The organism is Chryseobacterium sp. UNC8MFCol, assembly GCF_000482305.1.
Taxonomy (GTDB): Bacteria; Bacteroidota; Bacteroidia; order Flavobacteriales; family Weeksellaceae; genus Chryseobacterium; species Chryseobacterium indologenes.
Genome location: NZ_KI535290.1, coordinates 214,338 through 236,357, shown reverse-complemented (window position 1 = coordinate 236,357; position 22,020 = coordinate 214,338). Strand labels below are relative to the sequence as shown.

Sequence of the window (22,020 nt, the reverse complement as noted above, 5' to 3'; positions counted from 1 at the left end):
CAAAATGTTTTTGACTAAAAATTTTCTGATATTTTTTGTACTGACAAACGGTTGTCACCAATCATTATTAAATTTACGAAACAATACATTTTAAAATACTGGTTTCGATGAAAACAACAGGAAGACAAAAAATATATATCATTGCCTGCAATGAATGGAGACAATGGCTGGAGGAGAATCATCAGACCGAAGAATCTGTCTGGGTGATCTGTAATACCAAAAAATCAAATCTGCCTGTGGTCCGCTGGGGTGATCTGGTTGATCAAGCACTGTGTTTTGGCTGGATAGACAGTACAAGAAAATCTGTTGATGGAGGCTCGTTTATGCAGCTGTTTACCAAACGTAAACCGAACAGTACCTGGTCTAAAATCAATAAAGAAAAAGTTCGGAAACTCATCGATGATCAACTCATGATGCCTGCAGGCTACCAAAGCATCAAAACCGCAAAGGAAAATGGTTCCTGGGAAATATTGGATAGTGTTGAAGACCTTATAATTCCTCAGGATCTGGAAGATGCATTTGAAAAATATATTGATTCAAAGGAATATTTTCTGAGTCTCAGTAAATCGGTGAAAAAAATGCTCCTTCAATGGGTTGTTCTTGCTAAGCGACCTGAAACCCGCAAGAAACGGCTTGATGAAATAGCAAAACAGGCCTCTCAAAAAAACAGACCACAACAATTCCGATAATGTAAAGGGTATGCAGGTGTAAAAGTAGAAGGGGTTTTTTGTAATGTCTTAATTAATAGTTGTTTGTATTCTTTTTTAATAAGGAATTTGTACATTTACTTACCTTAACCATGATACTAAAAGACATGAGTACAACATTATATTCACGATATCTTCAGACCAGGATTTTTTTTATAACCGCACTCTTGGGAATAGCTTCTTTTTCAGTTCTGAAATCACAAAATACAGCAGAAAAACTTGATACTTATTTTTCTGCAAAAGCCAGAAATGGTGATTTTAATGGAGTTATTCTCGTGGCTGAAAAAAATAATATACTTTACCATAAAGCTTTCGGATTTGCTGATTTTGAACATAAGAGATTGAACACTTTACACTCACGTTTTCCTATCGGTTCCATCACTAAATTACTGACCGCTACAGCAGCTCTTCAATTGGTGGATCAGGGGCTTCTGAATCTGGAGGCACCCATCAGAAATTATCTTTCTCAATTTCCTTATCCGGACATCACTCTCAGCCATCTTCTTTCGCATACTTCAGGTTTGCCGGGTTGGGATGCCGTTTTTAAAAATACAATCCAGAAGCATCCGGATGCAGTATTCACACTTGATGATATCCTGCCGGAATATACAGATCAAAATATTCCTTTGTCTTTCAAACCCGGCTCTGCACATGAATATAATAATGTTAATTCCGTATTTGTTGCTTTACTCATTGAAAAGGCTTCCGGTGAACCTTACGACATTTATATGAAACAGCATATTTTTGCTCCGGCAGGGATGAATGATACTTTTATTCCGGAAATTCCTTTTTTCAACTACACCGGCTCGGAAAAAAAGAATGTATCGAATCTGTATATCGATCATATGTTTAGTTCAATAAAAGAAAATGCGGAAACAATATCAGCGAATAAGACATACTGGAAAAGATTCAATTTCAGAGGTTTTGGTGAGATTGTGCTTACTGCGGAGGATCTTTTTAAGTTTAATCAGGCATTGACAGAAGGAAAACTGCTGTCTTTATCAACTTTAAAAAAAGCACAAACGGAAGTAAGGCTCAGTGATGGCAGTCCTTCAGGGATTGGATTAGGCTGGCAGATAGAAGAGCATAACATCTTAGGTAAACTGATAGGGCATGGAGGCGGACTTCCGGGGTTGTCAACAGGTTTTATTGACCAACCTGATACCCAGCGTGTAGTCATTGTTTTTGATAATACGCAACAAAACGCAGAAGATCTTGAAATGGAAGCATTGATGATTCTTTTTGGCAGGAAACTACCAACTCCTACAAAAAATATAGCCCGAATTTATGGAAAGAGCTTACTGAAAAGCGGATCTGCAATCGCTACACATGAACTTCTCAGCTTACAAAAAGATACAACGAAGTATTACCTTTCTGAACAGCAGATGAACAGACTGGGTTATGATTTTTTGCGTTCAGGAAAAATTCCACAGGCAGTTGAAACATTCCGAATGAATACAGAGCTCTTTCCACAAAGTTCCAATACTTACGACAGCTATGGCGAATCACTTCTCAAAGACAGCCAGAAAGAAAAAGCTTTAATGATGTACAGAAAATCAGTTGAACTCAATCCTGCTAATGAAAATGCGAAAAAAATTATCGTTGAGTTAAGTCGATAATGTCGCACTTCATATCACTTTCCTATATTTTTTGACAGGATTACTTAGCAGATTTGGCGCTAAAGTATTCTGAATATGTTATTTATTAGTAAAACTGTATTTCGAATATCGGCTTTTGGATGAGATTGAGGCTAAAAAAAATGAAAAGCCAGAATCGGTAAAAACAGATGGTCTTATGATATTATTTTTCTCCTCATTTCTTATTTTTGCAAAGAAGAAAAACACCCAACAGGTCTATTTTAAATATGAGCAATATATTTTCTGACAATCATCAAATAAGGAAAGTTTCAACTTTTTCAGAACTTGTCAATACTCCTTTTCAAGGAAACATGAATGCTGTGTGCTGGTATAGGGATTTGGCGGGTGACTTTAATGAAATTGTATCTAAACTTCAGTTGGAAGAAAATATCACGGAAGTTTCTGCAGAAGATCTTTCAGCTCTGGATCTTTCAGAAAAGGGAAGTGCTGCAAGAGACATTATTCTGAATGATTTAAAATTGCTATCAGATTTCGGAGCGTTACCGTCTCTTAATTTGCTCAAAAATTACGAAAGAGATAAGGAGTTTGATTTTATTTCCACAGATGTCTATTCATATCATGTCGACCGTTCCCCCATTGGTACAGATACTTTTTTATGCACATATCATGGTGCAGCAAGTGATATTCTCCCTAATGCCCAGTCCGAACAAAAAATCCAGATTCCGGAAGTTAGGGAAAGGCTTAAAGAATTACACAATGGTCCGGATGATGAGTTTGAGTTTTTTTTAAAAGAATATTTTTTCGATCTCCATTATCAGCCCAAACCTGATGCCCGGCCTGTCAATCTGGGAGTAGGGCAGCTCTGGCGACTGGCAGTGGATCATCCTGCACAACAAGTATTACCGTGTATTCATAGGGCTCCTGTTGAAAATGACGGAGAGTTACGTCTTCTTTTGATCTGCTAAAGTATCCATAAAACGAATATAAGTCCCTATACATAGAGACTTATATGATTTCTGATGCGAAAAATAAATGATGGAATGAGTAATATACTTATATACAAACTCTTTTCATACCTTATCTTTTTACTGCCCAGACCGCGGCGTTTGAAGTATTGTAAATTACAAGATTACCGTCATTCTGTATTACGAGTCTGTCAGAATTTTTATTATACGTGTCGGCACTGAAAACAGGTCTGTTTGATCTGTCGTAAACCACCAAATTTCCATCTGCCTGAAATAGAGCTCTTACTCCTCTTCCTTCTGTGTTGGTGGCCCATACCGGAGAATTTCTGTCATTATACAATACCAGATTTCCATCATTTTGAAAAACAAGGTAATGTTGTCCATTTTCAGAATAAAACTTTTGTTCTTTGCTGAAGCTTTTGTCTCTATAGATTGTTCCTGTGTAATGAGTTCCGGATTTACTTCCTTCACTGCTCTTTGATGCCCAGACTGCATAATTTGAATTTCCGTAAATCACCAAGTTTCCGTCATTTTGCACTACCAGCCTGTCTACACCTTTATTATAAGTATCCGCACTAAACACAGGTCTGTTTGCTCTATCATAAACAACTAAATTTCCGTCAGGCTGAAACAGAGCTCTGCTTCCCCGTCCATCTGTATTAGAAGCCCAGATCGGAGAGTTTCTGTAATTATAAAGCACTAAATTTCCGTCATTTTGAAAAACCAGATAATACTGTCCGTTTTCAGAATACATCTTTTTATCTTTACCAAAACTTTTATCTTTATAAATAATTCCGGTATTATTATTAATGGATTGACTTCCGGCACTGCTTTTTGATGCCCAAAGTGCATTATTTCTATTGTTGTAAATTACAAGATTTCCATCATCCTGGACAACAAGTTTTTCTGCACTTTTATCATAAGTATCTGCGCTGAAAACAGGTTTGTTGGCTCTGTCATAAACGACAAGGTTTCCGTCGGGTTGAAAAATTGCTTTATTTCCTCTTCCTTCAGTATTAGAAGCCCAAAGTGGAGCTTTTCTTTCATTATACAAGACTAAATTTCCATCATTTTGAAAAATGAGGTAATAATCTCCGTTCTCAGAATAATAACGCTTTTCAAAAGACAGGGTCTGCCCTTTATTTATTTTTTGAGCAAAAAGGGAACTCACCATAATTGTACTCAATACAATAACTAAAAGTTTTTTCATTTGTAATTTTTATTTTTTAACTGTTTATTTATATCTTTTACTTCCCGATACAGTATCTAAAGAAGTATTTATTGATCGTGGTTTACATAATACGAGGTGTACAAAAGTGGTACACAATTAAGATGCTGCAACATCTTTTTTTTCCACTTTTCCGCACGAATCTCGTCATATTAAATACTTGTAAACTAGAATTTTACAGTGTTTTACAATAAATTTAAAAAATCCATTTGTACTACTTCTGTACACCTCCGACCTTGTAAATAATTGTAAATTAGATAATTAACATTTCCCGAATGCTACAGTGATAACTGATACATTTCGCCTGTACACCTCAGTTTTCAACCAATTTTTTAACGAAAATAAAGTTAGAATCCTTACAAGTATAGCTCAAATTTTCGATTAAAATGTTTTAATCAATTTCGTTATTAATTCTCTTTTAGATTTACTAACCCCAAAATCTTTTGATAGACTTGACCATTTACTAAGTGCGTAACTTGTTTGATCAATAACATTCTCTATGAATTCTTTTGATAGTTTAGCTTCCCTTCCTAATTTTGTTAGATGTTTGACAGTGATATTTCGTCCTTCTCCCATTACCATAGTGCTTTGTTCTCCACCTGGTCCAGATGAGAAAGTAAGGTCATAAGCGGGTGATAATTTCCATTCACCAAATTCATTCATCAAAAACGAAAAATTCTTAGCATGGTCGTCTCTATTATGCGCAATAACATTGAAAACTGCTAACCGGAACATTTTTTCTACCTCTCGAATATCTTTGGTTAAAACCCCTGTCAATGATAATAAATCTTCATAATCAAGAGACGGAAACCTAAAATTGCTGTGAACGAGTCCGCTCACAGTATGCATATGGAAACGCTTATTTCCTTCTCTATCAAAGCGTTTAACGGCAAAATAGCCATTTCCTTTCTGTGATGGAAACAAATGTACTTCAGGCATATTAATTCCTGCATTTAAAGCCATTAAAGCGTAAACATATTCTATTGCGCCCGTATCTTTCCCATCTAATGAGTTTGGAAATTTCACCATCCACGGTTCAAAATCGTCGCCTAACAAATTCGCCCCGTAGGAGATATTTTTTCTTTCTTTATCAATTCCAATCAATGCTTTTGGTCGTGCTCCGGCAGAAGATCCGTTCAAAGCTAAAAGTTCTGCAATCACTTCTTCCGAATCACCTTGCAAAACATCTTCTGTTTGAGTAGCCAACACGTCCAAATCAATCATCTCATTACTACTATCTGGACTCTCATCCGGCTCATAAACCAACGCACCCATACCGTGCAACCCAACGTGCGCTAAGCGGTCAAGTGGAGAAATATCCGATGGAGAAATTCCTTCCGAGCGAAGCATACGGTCAAAAAGCAATCTTCCCCAACCATCTGGCAAGTTATCATTGAAAACACCAGCCAAACCTTCAAATGGATCTCTTGGTAGCTCTATCACGCCTCGTTGCAAAGGAAGTTTTATAGGTGAAATCTCCAAATTGCTTTGCAGGAATTCTTCATCGTATTGAAAATAGATGATACCATCACGAATTGCAAGACGACCAACGGGTTGAATTCCAAAACCAAAATTTAATCCTACTTTTATTTCTCTTATTGCTATTTTCATTTTTTGTTTCCTCGTTTTTTAATGGGCTTTTCCTCTGATTTCAGTACATCATCAATAGATTTAAAATTCTGCTCCTTCGGTTTTAAAACATCAACCATTTCTTCTAATCCACCAACAACTGAAAGCAATTTTAAAAATGAATCTAAAGAAATCAAACCTTTTTGCTCAAATTTCCTTAGAGTTGGTAAAGGTACACCCGATCTTTCCGCCAATCCTTCCTGTGTTAGATTCATTTGCAATCGTCTTTCACGGATATTATCAACTAGTTTTTTTTGAACCTTGGACAAAGAAACAAGTAACATAATAGTAGTATTTAATGCTATAATTTAATAATAAATAATATTATTTTATTACAAATATACTGAATTTGTTAGTCCAAATAACTTATTGTTCAATTATTTTTACTGTTCGGTATTCCAATTACTGTTTTATTTAGACTAGCAACAATTAATAATAGTTTATGTAGAATCCAACCCAATTATGCATAAGATGAATATGGAATGTTTGAAAAAATATAGAAACTAATATACTGTGTTTTTTGTCTATTACTGATGCCCCTGAAACAAACAACCAGTCAGGATGTTTCGTTCAACAAGTTATAGCAAATGAATTAGAATATTTATATATTGTAGCAAAATAAACTAATATTATACTCAATCAATGATAAATAGAATCGTTCTTATTGGCAATGGCTTCGATTTGGCGCATGGAATGCAAACAAATTATAAAGATTTCATTAATAATTATTGGAGAAATAGATGTGAAGAGTTTGAAAAACATACGGAATACATCTATGAGTGTGACGAGTTCTTATTAAGATCAAAGCATTACACGAATCATTTTGAAATCATTTCTTCATTTGCTGACTTATATAATTTCGCAGAAGAAAATGATAGAAAATTCACTAGCAAAAACAGTTTTTTTTTAAAATTAACGCAAGGGTTAAATTATCAGGGATGGGTGGACATTGAATCAGAGTACTATTCACATTTAAAAAACTTATCAAAATCAAAAAACCTAGATGAAGATTATAATATTGATAATCTTAACAAAGATTTTACGGGAATTATAAATTTACTCGAAAAATATCTTACTTCAGTTCAGGAAAATTTTAAAGTTGATGATCTGGTAAAGAATAGAATTACTGGAATTATCAACCATCCCATAAAACTACAAGATCTCTCAGAGCATGTAATTCGAAAGATCATTGATGAAAACTGGAAATTATTACAATCTGATATTGAAACATACAATGGTTTTTTTAAGACAGGCTATAATTTAAGCAGTACTACTCAAAAAATTGTCAAGGATTTTGTTCAGAATAACACGCACTCACGTACCAAAGAGCACTTTACCATATATATGCTCAAAAATTTCGAAAACTTTTTTCTTTCTAAAAAACCCCATACTACATTTCTCAACTTCAACTATACATCGACGGAAAGTTTATATGCTAATCCTGAAACGCATATATGCCATATTCACGGAGAGTTAAATAATAAAGAAAATCCAATTATTTTCGGTTATGGGGATGAACTGGACGATTATTATAAGGACATTGAAAAGCTTAATGACAATAGATACTTGGAAAATGTCAAATCTATCAATTATGCAAAAACAGATAATTATAAAAAGATTCTTAATTTGATAAATGATGGATATTTTCAGGTTATTATACTAGGCCACTCTTGTGGAAACTCTGATAGAACTTTGCTAAATACAATTTTTGAGAACGATAATTGTGCTTCAATCAAATTCTTTTATCACCAAACAGATGAAACTAAAGATAACTATCTAGATATTTATAAAAACATATCCAGAAATTTTAATGATAAGACAAAACTACGCGACAGGGTTGTTAATAAAGGTTACAGCGAAGCACTCATTCCTATTGACTTACAAAATGGTAGCAAAGAATGTCTTCGATGATACAATAAAGTCTATTCTTTCAATAGCATTCAAATAACTAATATTACATAGAAATTACAGCAAAGATAACAGTAGAGAAGTGTGAAACAAGATGACTAGTATATTGTAAATCTTATTAAGTCAGAAAGAAATCAATCACAAAATTTTCTGCAAATCATCTTCATATTGAGTTAATATGAAACGATTTAAATCTTCAAACTTTTTTAATTCTGCTATTCTTTTTCGCAGTCTTTCAATTTCATAAGTTTTTAAAAATTCTTCATTATTACCATCCTCATAAAATTTAGGATTTTTATCTAATAAGATATTGATTATAGCTGCATCAGTATTATCAGGGAGTTCAACAGCATTTTCCATCCATTCAATAACTTTTTCATCTTCAACATTTTTTGCTGCGTTTTGTAACAAATATTCAATCCATATTTTAGCTGTTTTATCAACTACTTTAACCATTTTAAGGCACTCCTCCTCTGAATTATGGTCAAATTTATTATTAGTGAATTGAACTGCATCACGATTTTGCATTACATTAAAAATATAGGGGTTTTCTTTGTCTGGATTGAGCATTTCCAACGTTTCAAATATATTTTGAAATTGTACAAAAGGTCTTCGTTCATGTGGAAGCGAACTCCTATGCTTCCATAATTCTAGAATAGCCTCAAAGCATTCTTTCTCTGCACTAGGTTTCTCCATGCCAACAGATTCTTCAGCAATGGTAATTTTTTCAGCAATATAGTGAGCCATCCATCGTGATAGAGTATCAACACTAGTTTCTAATTTTAACTCTTTCACAAAGAGTTTACCCAAAGTTATAATTTTTTTCTGTAGTTCTAAGTTTTCCATCTGATGATAACAAAAATAATTGATGTTTTGGCTTTGAATATTCATACTCGTCGTCGTGATGACGGTACTTGTAAGATTTATCTCTCTTAATTTCGACTTCAATAATAAAATTACAATCAAGAGTTTTACACATATATTTCAAAAAGCTTAAAGATGCCTTTAAGTTTTTACCGGCCTGATCTGGATCTTCATCTATTCTATATCGATGGCTACTCCAAATTTTGCAAATCATCGAAGGTTTTTCTGAAATTGTTGAATACCACTCCTTAAATACATCATTTGATGTTAAGTTCAACTTCTCTATAATCTCATCACCTAATAGATAGGGTGGATAATCTATATTATCAGCATAGGGATCATACTTATCAAATCTTTTAGAAGCATAAACATCTTTAATCCAGCCCATTAGTTGAAATTGATTTAAATTAATTTCTGCATCTGATTCTTTGTAGTAAGGAAGTTTGTAATCGTACGGATCAATACAAGTTTGCAGAGCATTCATCAATGCTGTAGAACTACTTTTTGAAACCAATGCCGATCTTATCCGAACATTTTCAATCTTATCACTCTTTTTATCTTCCCATCCGCCTTCGATATTGATCCAATATTCTTCATCTTCCGGTTCCGAAATTAAGGTATTGTAAAAATAATCCTTTGGAATATTAAATCTCCAATTTTCATCATTTTCCTCCGACGACCATTCAGGGCGTATGAGAGGTACGGGATCACGAAAATCTGATAGCCATTTTCCGTTATCGCATGTTAAAAGGTGCTTTTCCAACCAATAGTCAAATCCATCATTCCAATCTCCTACTGCCACCCGAGGCATGTTTTTCAATAATTTAGATGCCACAACCATCATTGCGTGATATGATAAATAAAAGGTCGCATTATCTGTTCTTGGATAATCTGTTTTACTGTACCAAGTATCTCTTTCACCATAAGATCTATCCCAAAGTATGTGGCGAGGATCATTTTTGTATCCGTTTATATGACCTAGGTCCCATTCATTAATTATAACATCAGCAGCAATATCTTCAATTTGCTTTGTTGAGATTCCAAAAGCGTCACCAAGAAATTTAAACCAATAGTCACCCATATCGAGTCCAAAATGAAATCCGTGTTTTGTATCGATTAGTCCGTTTAAATGCCAGTAACTCTCAACCTTCTCACTATATTCAAGGTCTATCATAGGAAATTGATTTTTCCCTATATATTTTAAGTGAATTGACGTTTTAGGATCCAGATATTCTTTATATACATCAGACAGATTAAAAACTATTTCTGATGCAAATTTTTGAATAAGTATGTGTTCAGTTTCTTTAGCTGTACTAACAAAAGTATCAAAAAATGAAATAAGCAGATCAGGCCTTTCCTGAGAAACTTTACCGAAAGCTATTAAAAGATACATTTGTGCATGAAGTTTATAAAATGGAAATTTATGATGACCGAAGGAACTAATCTTGTCAATTTTCATCCATTTAACTAAACTATCAATAATATCTGCAGAACTATACTTCCCAAGCATTCTAACTACATGGACAGCATTCCATCTCTCTTTCGAATGAGGTGAACCTAGTGCAGAATATACTAATCCAGCTATTTGATTGCTGATTGAATCTGAGGTGGCTAAATCATCTGTCCATTCTCCATCTCCAAAATCGTTTTCGATATGAAGTTCACAGCGCTGTAATGCGTAATCAACAAGACCATTTGCTTTTGAGGGTTCAATCACTGAGCTTGCAACACTAACAAAACCAAAGAACATTGCAGCATTTGAAAACTCATGTCCGCTCGATAGCCCTTCAAATATGCCTTGTTTGAGCTCAACAACATCATGGTCATTTAATTCCAGTTCTTCAATTAAAATATTAAAAGAGTATTTATTTGTTAAATCCTGTGCATATTTTTCACCGATTTTTCTAATGATTGAAGGCCATCTTTTTTTAAAGCTTACTTTAGCTTTCCAATTTTCAGGCAATAGTTTAAAAAAGGAACTCACTTCATAACGATTTATGGTTGAAATGAGCAATAGATCAATAAACTGAAAGTAATTTTTACCATCTAAAGTTTTAAAAGCTTGGTTCCAAAAATCATCCGTATGAATGAAGGTTCCTTTTCTTTTAGTCCTATATCTTTGTAAACATATTTCAAATTGTTCAGCGATCAACAAGTCTACACCTTTAAAAAGATCACCCCAATCGAATGCATTATCAAAATGATTTGCGAGTCTGACTGATGTAGGAACATTAACTAACTCATCAACAATTTTATTTTTTTTATTCGCTCTTAAGATTTTATCTAACGCTGGGCAGTGAATCTTGTTTGTCACTGCTATCTTCTTCATCGTTTCATAATATTCAAAATCTGTCCCCTCAATCTGAAGTAAATGTATAGCATCGCTAAAAATCGTCTCCTTTTTCTCTATATCTTTTTCCTTTGTAAAAATTAATGAATGAAGAGATTCAAATTTATGTTTGGAAAAAAAACGAGCCATTGCCCAAGTAGTAGAGGGTGTTATCAAATCAGACTTAAGCATCTCTTGCAAAAGTGCTTTAAGATGCTCTTCAAAAAATCCAACATTTCTGTCTCTCCATCTACTTGTTGCGGCTATTCCCATAGCAGGTGACATTCTTGTACAGATTGCAATGGCCTTACCCCTATCTATTAGCTCATTCCCGCCGTAATTTCCCACAACTTCTGCACACCGTATGAAGCGATAGGCCAACTCATCAGAAACTTTTTCAGATAAACTTGCTTGTTTTGCAAGTGATCTGATACTTTCCCATCTTAAAGCTACCTCATCGCCGAACTTTGATATGATATTCAAAGCTTCTTCGAAGTATACGCCTGCATCTTCGATTTCGTAATTGAATATGGCTCGGGCAAGACCTATAAATCTTTCTGCTGCTTGTTCTGGGCTTTCATCATTAATGCTTTTGATTCGAGTATAAAAATTACGCTCAAGATTTGCTTTTAAAAAAAATAAGTGAGGATTTCTAAAGGCTGCTCTAACAAGAGTCAGCTCATCAGGAACCCATAATCTTGTATTGTTTTTTATATATCTTTCGTGAAAGCTTTGTAAATCAGTGCAGCTTAGATTATGGGCCACTAATAAAATTTTTGATTGGATATCTGCAATTTCATTTTCTAAGGTATCGTGTGATTTGTAACGTCCAGACTTTGCATTTGAAGATTCTTCCTCAGATTTCGAGACTTCTTCTACAAAATCCATCTCAGTTGAACTGATTATTTTTATTCGTAGGATATACCATGGAAGAAGTCCATAGATTACTTGTCTAAATTCCCTTAATTCATTTTCTTGTTCATGTTTTGAAGAGTTCTTGTCTATGAGTTTTTCAGGAATAATGGACTCAATTTCCGGAATAATACTATCTTCAAGAAAATGCCTTATTGCTAAAACTTTAAGGAAGATTGTTCGTTCAGCAGATTGATAATCACGATGAACCATTGTAGAGGCTCTTTCAGGTATAAAATATTTTAAGACTCTCTGGATAATCTGCACCTCAAATTTATGGTGAATACATGCTTCGATAAAAGTTACAATCGATGATGTTGAGGAAGAATTATTTTGAAACTCGATCGGTTTTTTAATCCTTTTTCCTAGATCTGATAATAGAGTCAAAACAGATTCTAAATATTCTTTTTCCGGAAATTTACCTACTTTTGAAAGCTCACTAACAATAGCAACTAAGTAATAAGGTTCTTTTATGCTAATTTTCAGAAAATTACTAATTGCATCAAAATTTCCGTGATCTATTAATCTGCTTATTAAATCCTTAAATATTCTAAAGGCATATTCTTTAGACCGAAAACGCTTGAGAAAGACAATGCACTCTTCTTCTCCATAAATATTAAAAGTTGAATATGCAATTTCCAAAATATCGTTTAAAGAAACTTTGTTTTGTCTGACATGATTGTCCTCTTCTTTAATATCATTATAATATATCTGCAGCCAATTTATTGCCGCTCGCAAATAACTTCTTGCTTCCCCTTTATATTCATTTATACCAGAGAGTAAAGAAGCTGTGTAAACGTTTTCAGAACCGGTCCACTCGCTTCTTAACAATCTTTTAAATGCAATATCCTGAACTTTCTGCTTGTCCTGAAGAACTATAAGTAAATCAACATTTGCTTTAAATAGATTGAGCTGTCTTTCATTACCAGCCATTTCCTCCCCTGCCCGAATAGCAATCTTTACTGCGTCGTAATAGTTATTTAACCGAAGTGCCGCGCGAAAAGCAAATTGCAATCTATAAATTTTTACATTTCGTGCATCGATGGGACTATTTTGTGGTAAATGATCGTCTGACAGGGAAAGCTCGATTAATCTTTCATACTTTCCTGATTGTAAGTAAAGCTGCGGCAAAACCGCAGCAACATAGGAAAAGTCATTGGCTAGAGGTTCTAATAAAGCAATATAAGACTCCAAGTTCTCTTTCCGAGCAGAAAAAGTTTTTCTAAACCACGTTTCCGTTGGCTCATCCCGAAACTGTACGGATTCATCAAACAACCAAAGCGAACGTCCCATATCCGATACAAAACTTTTAATTTCATCAAAACTCACATTAGCCGCCAATGCTAAAATTTTTATCGGCACATGCGGAGGTAAGCTTGCCAGTCCAATACATATTGCCTGAACTTGCTTTTGATAAGATTCAGATAACAAATCTTTAATTTTTGATACTGCGTTATTCAGTTGTAATTCGATTTGATCTTCAACCGTTGTACCAGAGGGGCCCAAGCTGTTTAAGAGATGTAATACACAAGATGCATTCTGGCTTAGGGCATTAGCCTGCACTCGGGGATTACCATTTGTCAGGCGATGAAATTCCTCACCATCTTTTTGAATGGCAGATGGATAAAACCTTTGGAGATTAAGTAAAGTTTCAGCTTTTGAAAATGCCTTGAGCTCTAACTGAATTACTTTAGATGATGGCTTTAAGAGATTAATTCTTTCCGTGCGGCATAATAAAACCATTTTTGATCCTTGTGGCATCGTTTCACGAAGCAACTCATTTGCAAAACAGGCATCACTATTTTCTCTAGCAGCCATTTCTGCATTATCTGCCGCATCAATTAAAATATAAAGTAAGGCAGATTCATTCGTTTGCTTTATTGCTTTAACTGCCTCTTCAATTCTTGACAAAAAGACACTCATAATACTACTTTCAAGAGTATTTTCTTGTACTAAAAGCGGTTCGCATAATCCTTTAACTGACAATTCATTTATAATTTGAACAAGTCCTTCACGGTGACGGTGTCGCGGACTACTCCTATTTCGATAATTTCCAGCACCGAAACAGTCGTACGCTATTGCCAACGAACCTGATGGTAATGTATCAATGAGATTTTTACAGAAAACAGATTTTCCTACTCCGCCCGAAGCATGGACAATTACAGGATCTACAGACTTAGTTATATTTTCTATGAGTTTACTGTGTTGTTTTCTTTCGATAATCTGTTCGGATTTTTCCCAAATTGCTGGCGCTGGAAAAAGCTCTCTTTCAGAAAAAATTTGAAACCGTTTCAAAATGTCTTCACGGTAAATGCTTTGTTGCGATTTATTCACCACTCGATCTTGTACGAGAGCAACAATATTTTCTACCTGAGCACTATCTATGGCGCCGGCAAATAACTGTGTCATTTCCCAATGTAGGTCATTTCTCTGTGCATTATAGTCACCCTCTCCATCCTGAAACTCTATACGTGAACAGAATTCAGTTAGCTTTTCAGAATCCATATCCGTATATTTTTTAATAGTTGCCAAAAATCTTTTGTTGACATTTTTTCCTTGAGCTAAAGAAATAATATTGTTTTTAAAGGAGTTATCGACTGGCCTATTAGTTACTATATGAAATGAGAAAAACGGCTCTTCTTCCTCTTTCACATGCTGTAAAAATCTTTTTGCAAAATGTTCAACAGTTTGCTTCAAATCACTTATAACAAAAGGATTACCCTTCTGCTGTGTGGTATGTTTAAGTTGATAATATTTTATAGTTTTTTTACAGCCTATTGTATAGTACTCAGATACATCGATTCCATACTCCCCATCTTTATCAATTTCTTCCGATCCTTCGATAACAATAGATTGTAAGGTAGAATTTGGATGAACTAAGGACAAACAACGACGTGCCGCCCATCTGTAATGAAACACGTCTCCGGCTCTGGAATAAGCAACTAAATCATTTGACATTTCTATGATGCTATAGTATAAAAGTGTTATTAAGATACTAATATAGAATTTTTTAATCAGAACATGTCCTTATTTTAAGTAGTTCAACATCCTATGATATTTTCACGAATTCCGATTAAAAACCTTAAAAAGATTATTATTAATAAAAAATTGCAACTAATTTCGAAGAATAAAGAAAATTGTTATCTCATCTTATTCTTACTTTTGTTTAACAATTATAATTATGAAGGAAAATCAAATTTCTGCACGAGGAGAAAGAGCCTCAATAAGTGGTTATTTACCACAATTTGATGAGTTTGCAAGATTCGTATACATTAATCTTATTAATAAAAGTTTAATATGGATTCGTGTTGCAGATCCTGAAGCAGAAAAACTTGATGACATCCTTTATGCAACAAACAATGAAATTCATGCCTACCAAATAAAATGGACCATTGCAGACGCAACCATTACTTACAAAAATTTTTTGGAGTTATTTCCGCTGTTGTTTTCAAGTTATAAAAAATTAAAAAAAACAAATCCATCAAAAATAATTATCCCGCATTTAATCACTAACAAAAAAGCATCCCAGAACGACAAAATTAAACTTCAGGATGATAGCACTGCTGATTTCGCAACTTTCTTAAGTGATGTTTTAGAAAAAATTAAGCGCGGTACAAGCCCTGAAAAAAAGTGGAATAATTTGATTACTGAGCTACAAAATTTTTGCGGAGGTTATGATGATTTTATAAATTTTATATCAGTTCTTGACTTTCAAACTAACTATGTACAAAAAACTTTTACAATACAAAACAGCAGACTTCATAAAGATGAACAAGATTTGACCGATTTAAGCAGATTCATTTTTGAAAAAGCTGCAGATAGCAAAAGAATCGTTGAATTTTCGCGCTCACAAATCATTAATGAACTAAGATGGGCTGATCGTTTTAGCACAGTTTTCAATCACGAAATCACTCATGATAGCCCCTTGTATCAACCCATCAGAGCTACTATCGATGAATTGGACAATATGTACAATATAATCACAACAGGTTACATCTTTTTAGTTGGTGGTCCAGGTTCAGGAAAATCTACGTTGCTAAATCGGTGGACAAAAGGACTCAAGGAAGATGTCGTTAAGTATTACGCTTTTGATTTCCTCAATCCTTCGTCCGCTAAAAATTTCTATGAAAGAGGAAATGCAGTCAATCTTTTTTTTGATCTAGTTAATCAGTTAAAGGACTCAGGCTGTTACCATGGTGAGGTTTTACCATATAAGGATATTTTATTTCTAAAAGATATTTTTAACGAACAACTGATGATTCTCGGAGACAAATTTGAAGCTAGCCAAGAAAAAACTGTTATCCTTATTGATGGGCTGGATCATGTCCCACGTGAATATAAAGAAGTAGCAAATAGTTTTTTGAAAGAACTTCCGTTGCCGGATGCCCTTCCTGAAGGAGTTGTTATTATTTTAGGTAGCCAATCATTTGAATTAAAAGATCTGCCTCAGGAGATACGTAAAGTATATTCTTTTGGTGACAGAACAGTAAAAATGAGCAGTTTGACCAAAGATAATGTTCATAAATATATTGAAGCCCTATCTTTAAATAAATTAGTAACGATAAGCGAAAAGGATTTAATTTTTCAAAAGTCTCAAGGGCATCCACTATATCTTAACTACATTGCAGGGTGGTTAGAGAAAAGGGATTCAATTGGTGACCTTTTGAATGAATTACCTGAAATTGACGGCAATATTGAAAACTACTATATGAAGTTGTGGGAGCCTATAGCGGGCAATGCGCAATTAATTGAGCTATTGGGCCTTTTGGCACGAATAAATGGAAGTATCAATACCGATTTCATGCAAGAATGGGATTTCCCCGCAATTACGATTAAAGAATTTAGAGATACGGCTAAAATACTTTTCACTCAAGAGAATAAATACATTTCCTTCTTTCATAATTCTTTCAGACAATTCTTAATAACGGAAACCGCTCTGAATTATTTTTCAAATGGACTAAATGAAAAAAGAGACAGAGATTTTCATCAACGACTTGCAGAGTTATATTTTGCTTCAGGGAAGGAAAAAGGTTGGAAAGCTAATTACCACCTATTCTACGGCGGTGACTACGATAAGTTTATAGAGGTTGTTGATGCAAGCCATCTTACAAATCAACTCCTTGAACTCAGACCTCCTGACGCTGTCAAGCAAGATGCGAAATTAGGAATAGAAATAGCGAGAAGAACCCAAAATCTTAAATTACTGCTCAGGTATTTATTTTGCCTATCAGAGATCCAAAGCAGATTATCTGTTTACAATCCATCTTCATTTATAGAGGAACTGTTGGCAATCAATAAGATCCAGGAAGCTACAGAATGTTTGAGAAATGGAAAGACACTTACTGTAGATAATGACGTAGCACTTAAATCATCACGATTATTTATTGAAAAAGAAATAAGATCAGAAGCTCGACAGTTATATGATTTAGCTTATCCAGACATTGTAAATAATAATTCTATAACAATTGATGACAATCATCAGTTCGAAGAGTCGAAGAATCTTCTTGAAGAATGGGTGCAAACAGCAACATATTTTGAGACTACAGAAAGTTTGCTGGATAAGATTTTCAATATCCAACTTCCCGATGATTACGATACTTATGAAACAGATAATCCTGCAAAAGATCTTTTAAATTTTCTTTTACTCGAACTTGGATATAGTCTTATATCACAAAATAGGTGGGAAGATTTTGAAAAAGTTATTAGCAAATTAGAAACAGGCGATGTTGCGATGAGAAATACCTTATTACAACTTTTAAAAGATGCCATATTAGAATGTTTGGAGCAAAATGATAAAAATAGGTCGTATCATTTTTTAGAAATTATTAAAAAAGAGTTTCGCAAAGAAAAAATTACAAATGAGTATGGAAGGGTTTACATTGCTAATCTTGTGTATGCGGTCACGGCTGACACTGATGAAAGCTATTCATGGATTGAAGGAATTGAACATCCCACTACAGAGCAAATTGCAAAAAACTTAGGATATGGAGATACTCTGACTGAGTTTGAACATCAAATCAGACTTAATAAGTTGTTGAATCTATGTGACAAAAATAAATCTTTGTCCGAAGCTATACCTAGCGAAACGGGTGAGGAAGAAATTTTGGCAAAGTATCAGAGAATTTTATTTTTAATAACAAAAATTGAAACAGATATTATCAAGAAATGTGAAATTCAAAATCTGGTGGATAGAATTTCTCCGATCGTAAGATTTTTTTACAGAGATTTTCACCCTCGATTTAAATATTCATACAAAATTGGAAAAACAAAAAATTCAACGATTGAATATCTTATAGATTCTGTAGCTCCCGCTGGGGGAAATGTCATAGGAAAATTAGCTAATTATTTGTTTAATGAATTTAGTGCATATCCGAAATATTGGAATCCAGATACCAGACGAAGGATTATTAATTGCTTACTTGAAAATGGTCTTGATCATGGCATCGCAGAAGTACAACTTAGAAATATAGAGGATGATATGTTGGCTGGTCTAGATCTGGATGCAAGAGTTTCGGAATGTTTATCCCATGCAAAGACATATCAGCTTCTCAATAAATTAGACGACGCTGAATTTTGGCTTAAGGAAAGTTGTCTACAGTCATTTGGAGTCGGATACCGTAAAGACTACCAGTACAGCACATGGATAGAGTGGTTAAAAAAAATTAATAAATATGAACCAGAAAGAGCACCAGAACGATTAAATTATTTCTTATCCCACTTACAACATATAAAAGACACTACAGAAGGCAGAGCTTATCTGCAGGCAACCGCAGATATATTAAAAGCCGGACTAGAGCATAACCTTCATACTGGATTAAAAATTCTAATATGGCAAACACAGAGAGGGCTTATTGATTTTACTGAAGGTACCCGTTTGTTAATTGATGAATTAGTGAAGGTTTGCTCATCTAAAAATGATTTTGATATGATTTTATCATTATATAAAAATTTATTTTTAATCCTCGCAAAAGATGAATCTTCGGGCTTATTAAAAAGCATTTTAGAAAAAGGATATAAAGTATTTGGGATTGCTTTCTTCAGTCTTTATATTACCGAGCTTATCCACAATATTAAAACAAAATCTTTTGAAGGCAACCGACACGATTTCCTGAAGTGCATTCAGAAATTTCTTGATAGTGCAGATGTTGATGAGGCAAAAATCCTATTACCGATCGAAATTCCTCCTATAATTGGTAGAAGATCGGATAATAGTGCCACTAATAGTATTGTATTAAAAAATCCTTATAGAACTTTAGATGAGAGACAAGTGCTTGCTCTAGTAACAAACTTTGATTTGCTACAAAACATCATATTGGATGAGGATCAATCGAATTCTTATTTCGACTGGTCATCTGTGATTAGAAAATTACCATTTGAACTTTCTATTCCCGAAATCAAGCAACTTATAAATTCAATTCATCCCCGAAAAAGAGAATCGGGATTCTTTTCCAATTTAAGTGCGATTGCTTTAAAGAACGGAGATAGAAAGTTAGCCACAGATTTGGCAGAAAAAAGTCTTAGTATATCTGGTGAGTCTGGCTGGAGCGTTGGCTATGACGGAGGTAGCAGAATTAATGCATTCAATGCCTTACGAAACATTGATTCTAAAAAATCTTCAGACAAAGCATTTGAAATTTTTTGCCAAGACGTACTTGCCAGTAACTATCCAACATTTTTTGTTAGCGAACTAGAAAATATTCTTCCTCTAATAGACGAAAATATTTCAGTACAAGATGTATGGCTGGAAGTTTTTGATTATTTCAAAAGATTAATGGGAAATAGTAATATGAGTACCGAGCTACCTACCTTAAGCACTAATGATAACATTAGCACAACCATAATTGATTACTTGGTCTTTACTTCATTGTTCTCACTCCCTTTTTTACAAGAAAGAATACAAAAAATATTTGTTGAGTATCTGCTTAAAGAGAATCATTATGCTGTCGAAATTATAAGAAGTAACAAATTAGATGAGAATTGCCGCTTTGCTATTTTACTTCATCTATTTGAGCGTGATTCTCTCGCTGCAGAAACTTTTATTGAAGACTTCAAATTTTATGCTGTATCGTTAAATGTCGAGCATCGAATCATCGCTAAGCGCATTCTTACACAGTATAATGAAAATATTCCAAATCCAAAAAATACTGCAATTCCTGGTCTATACTCAATTCATCTACACGAAAGTGCTGACTTATCCAGTAGTACAGGAGATATTTCCTTCGATTCAGATGAAAAAAGTAGTTATCTTAAACCTTTCTTTTATCTCATAAAGATATTATCTGCCGTATCATTACTTCCAGAGCAAAATATACTGTTTAGAGTACTCCATCTGAAAAAAGAATTTGAAAACAAAAATCCTATTCCTTATTCATTATCAGAATTAAAATATATTCTAAACGAAGCTGAATTGCACTACTCATTAGTCGATCCGCAACTTTTTAGTACCCGCACAGCCATTATGATGGCAGCGGGAGAATTAATAGACTGTGGAATAATTGAAGAAGGGGAAATCGCCCAATATTTCGAAATGATTGATTCTGGATTGTTGGATTTTCCTGAAGCCGAGAAACCTAATTTCATCGGTGAAATAAAAGAAGATGAATACGGAGGCTTAAACGATGATTGGGTAAATCGTGTCGCCTCCAATGTACGACTTAACGATCCTATTAAACATGTAGATTACAATTTTCTAGTGATAGCAGAACATTCATTTCTTAAAAATTTGACTTGGGATTTACCAACGGAAATATTTATGACGCAAATATCTCCTGATGAAAACTTTCATCATTTTGGAACTGGTAACAGATACGAAACACTAATTGTAAGACAAAGCAAAAACTATTTTGATCTAACGGAATGTGGAGATAAAATCATCATTAAGAGAAAACCAGTCTTAAATTATGATGGTATAAAAAATAACTGGATTGCTTTTAATCCTGAGCTGGCGAGAAAATTCGGATGGATTCCCGATAAACAATTGTTTGCTTGGAAAAGTAAAGATCAAGAAGTTATGGCGAAATCAATCTATTGGTTGAATGGAAATGTTGAAATGGGAACCAGGTATGACGGTGAAGTAGGTGAAGGCTGGTACGTCGTTATTTCTCACAAAGCATTTGGACAACTTCAAAAAGAGTTTAAAAATCTTTTCTTTCAAAAAAAAGTTATACGCCACAGTAGTAAAAATATTGCAGAAGTTGATAATATCAAAAAAGTAACCTAAATTGTGAGTTATCTAATTTAGTTATCTGCTATGTGAGCTAAATCCTAAAACAATTACATTATTTTCAGGATTCAAATCCATCAGACTGTTCCGTTATCCATATTAGATAAAAAAGTTACATTTAATACCAATATATTTAATTCTTCAGGTAATGTTTCTGATTCAATAATTGAAACAAGTTATTTTTTATATTCAATAATGAAATCATCGTAAGAAAATTTACTTTTTTTATTTTAAGAACTTGCTAACAGTATCTAAAGAAGTGTTTATTAATGGTGGTTTGTGTAGCATCAGGTGTACAAAAGTGGTACACAATCAAGATGTTGTACCATCCTTTTTTTCTACTTTTCCGCACGAATATCGTTACCTTAAGTAATTGTAAACCAGCGCTTTATAGTATACTATAATAAATATAAAAATACATTTGTACTACTTTTGTACACCTCCAACCTTATAAATTACTGTAAATTAAATCATTAATATTTCCCGACTGCACGCTGATAATTGATACATTTCGCATGACACCTCAATTTTCATCTATTTTTAGGGCAAAAATAATTTGCAATTCTAAATGTTATGGTTCAAATTTTCTCAGAGTTGGTAAAATAACAACCGTTCTCTCAGCCAAATCTATCTGCCTTAGATTCATTTACAATCTTC

General features: G+C 33.9%; 10 protein-coding genes. 5 read left to right on the top strand and 5 right to left on the bottom strand.

What is annotated here, in order from left to right; genetic code table 11:
* The first annotated feature begins 107 nt into the window (after nt 1-107).
* The 3 genes from M030_RS0115335 (at nt 108) to M030_RS0115325 (ending at nt 3,270) form a co-directional block, all read left to right on the top strand.
* On the top strand, nt 108-689 hold the full coding sequence (locus tag M030_RS0115335) for a YdeI/OmpD-associated family protein (protein WP_051585112.1): 582 nt from the start codon (nt 108-110) through the stop codon (nt 687-689).
* Nucleotides 690-814: 125 nt separating this feature from the next.
* Nucleotides 815-2,326, top strand: a complete 1,512-nt coding sequence (locus tag M030_RS0115330; protein WP_027374298.1) for a serine hydrolase domain-containing protein — start codon at nt 815-817, stop codon at nt 2,324-2,326.
* A 245-nt stretch (nt 2,327-2,571) separates the two neighbouring features.
* Nucleotides 2,572-3,270, top strand: a complete 699-nt coding sequence (locus M030_RS0115325) for a hypothetical protein (RefSeq protein ID WP_034722739.1) — start codon at nt 2,572-2,574, stop codon at nt 3,268-3,270.
* Between the two features lie 112 nt (nt 3,271-3,382).
* Here M030_RS0115325 and M030_RS25020 read toward each other — a convergent pair whose 3' ends face one another.
* From M030_RS25020 to M030_RS0115305, 3 genes are all read right to left on the bottom strand, one after another.
* On the bottom strand, nt 3,383-4,480 hold the full coding sequence (locus M030_RS25020) for a hypothetical protein (RefSeq protein ID WP_081806346.1): 1,098 nt from the start codon (nt 4,478-4,480) through the stop codon (nt 3,383-3,385).
* A 399-nt stretch (nt 4,481-4,879) separates the two neighbouring features.
* Nucleotides 4,880-6,109, bottom strand: coding sequence for a type II toxin-antitoxin system HipA family toxin (locus M030_RS0115310; RefSeq protein ID WP_027374296.1), 1,230 nt, complete (start codon nt 6,107-6,109; stop codon nt 4,880-4,882).
* On the bottom strand, nt 6,106-6,411 hold the full coding sequence (locus M030_RS0115305; RefSeq protein ID WP_034722737.1) for a helix-turn-helix domain-containing protein: 306 nt from the start codon (nt 6,409-6,411) through the stop codon (nt 6,106-6,108). Before M030_RS0115305 ends, M030_RS0115310 begins: the two co-directional genes overlap by 4 nt.
* 358 nt (nt 6,412-6,769) lie before the next feature.
* On the opposite strand from M030_RS0115305, the gene M030_RS25305 reads away from it, so the two are divergent.
* Nucleotides 6,770-8,038 (top strand): AbiH family protein, encoded by a 1,269-nt coding sequence (locus tag M030_RS25305; protein WP_081806345.1) that lies wholly within the window; start codon nt 6,770-6,772, stop codon nt 8,036-8,038.
* A gap of 135 nt (nt 8,039-8,173) precedes the next feature.
* Here the strand turns inward: M030_RS25305 and M030_RS24310 are convergent, their stop codons facing one another.
* Together M030_RS24310 and M030_RS0115290 are read right to left on the bottom strand one after the other, a co-directional pair.
* The gene (locus M030_RS24310; RefSeq protein ID WP_051585108.1) at nt 8,174-8,881 is read right to left on the bottom strand and encodes a hypothetical protein; all 708 of its coding nucleotides are present in this window, start codon (nt 8,879-8,881) and stop codon (nt 8,174-8,176) included.
* The gene (locus M030_RS0115290; protein WP_027374294.1) at nt 8,838-15,098 is read right to left on the bottom strand and encodes a dsDNA nuclease domain-containing protein; all 6,261 of its coding nucleotides are present in this window, start codon (nt 15,096-15,098) and stop codon (nt 8,838-8,840) included. The genes M030_RS24310 and M030_RS0115290 overlap by 44 nt, the downstream gene beginning before the upstream one ends.
* A 223-nt stretch (nt 15,099-15,321) precedes the next feature.
* On the opposite strand from M030_RS0115290, the gene M030_RS0115285 reads away from it, so the two are divergent.
* Complete coding sequence (locus tag M030_RS0115285; RefSeq protein WP_027374293.1) at nt 15,322-21,360, top strand: NACHT domain-containing protein; 6,039 nt, start codon at nt 15,322-15,324, stop codon at nt 21,358-21,360.
* The last annotated feature ends 660 nt before the right edge of the window (nt 21,361-22,020 follow it).

What these genes read in the sequence shown, in the direction of transcription:
- M030_RS0115310 (WP_027374296.1), bottom strand. Translation starts at nt 6,109, where the DNA reads ATGAAAATAGCAATAAGAGAAATAAAAGTAGGATTAAATTTTGGTTTT.
- M030_RS25020 (WP_081806346.1), bottom strand. Translation starts at nt 4,480, where the DNA reads ATGAAAAAACTTTTAGTTATTGTATTGAGTACAATTATGGTGAGTTCC.
- M030_RS0115305 (WP_034722737.1), bottom strand. Translation starts at nt 6,411, where the DNA reads ATGTTACTTGTTTCTTTGTCCAAGGTTCAAAAAAAACTAGTTGATAAT.
- M030_RS0115290 (WP_027374294.1), bottom strand. Translation starts at nt 15,098, where the DNA reads ATGTCAAATGATTTAGTTGCTTATTCCAGAGCCGGAGACGTGTTTCAT.
- M030_RS0115285 (WP_027374293.1), top strand. Translation starts at nt 15,322, where the DNA reads ATGAAGGAAAATCAAATTTCTGCACGAGGAGAAAGAGCCTCAATAAGT.
- M030_RS25305 (WP_081806345.1), top strand. Translation starts at nt 6,770, where the DNA reads ATGATAAATAGAATCGTTCTTATTGGCAATGGCTTCGATTTGGCGCAT.
- M030_RS0115335 (WP_051585112.1), top strand. Translation starts at nt 108, where the DNA reads ATGAAAACAACAGGAAGACAAAAAATATATATCATTGCCTGCAATGAA.
- M030_RS0115325 (WP_034722739.1), top strand. Translation starts at nt 2,572, where the DNA reads ATGAGCAATATATTTTCTGACAATCATCAAATAAGGAAAGTTTCAACT.
- M030_RS24310 (WP_051585108.1), bottom strand. Translation starts at nt 8,881, where the DNA reads ATGGAAAACTTAGAACTACAGAAAAAAATTATAACTTTGGGTAAACTC.
- M030_RS0115330 (WP_027374298.1), top strand. Translation starts at nt 815, where the DNA reads ATGAGTACAACATTATATTCACGATATCTTCAGACCAGGATTTTTTTT.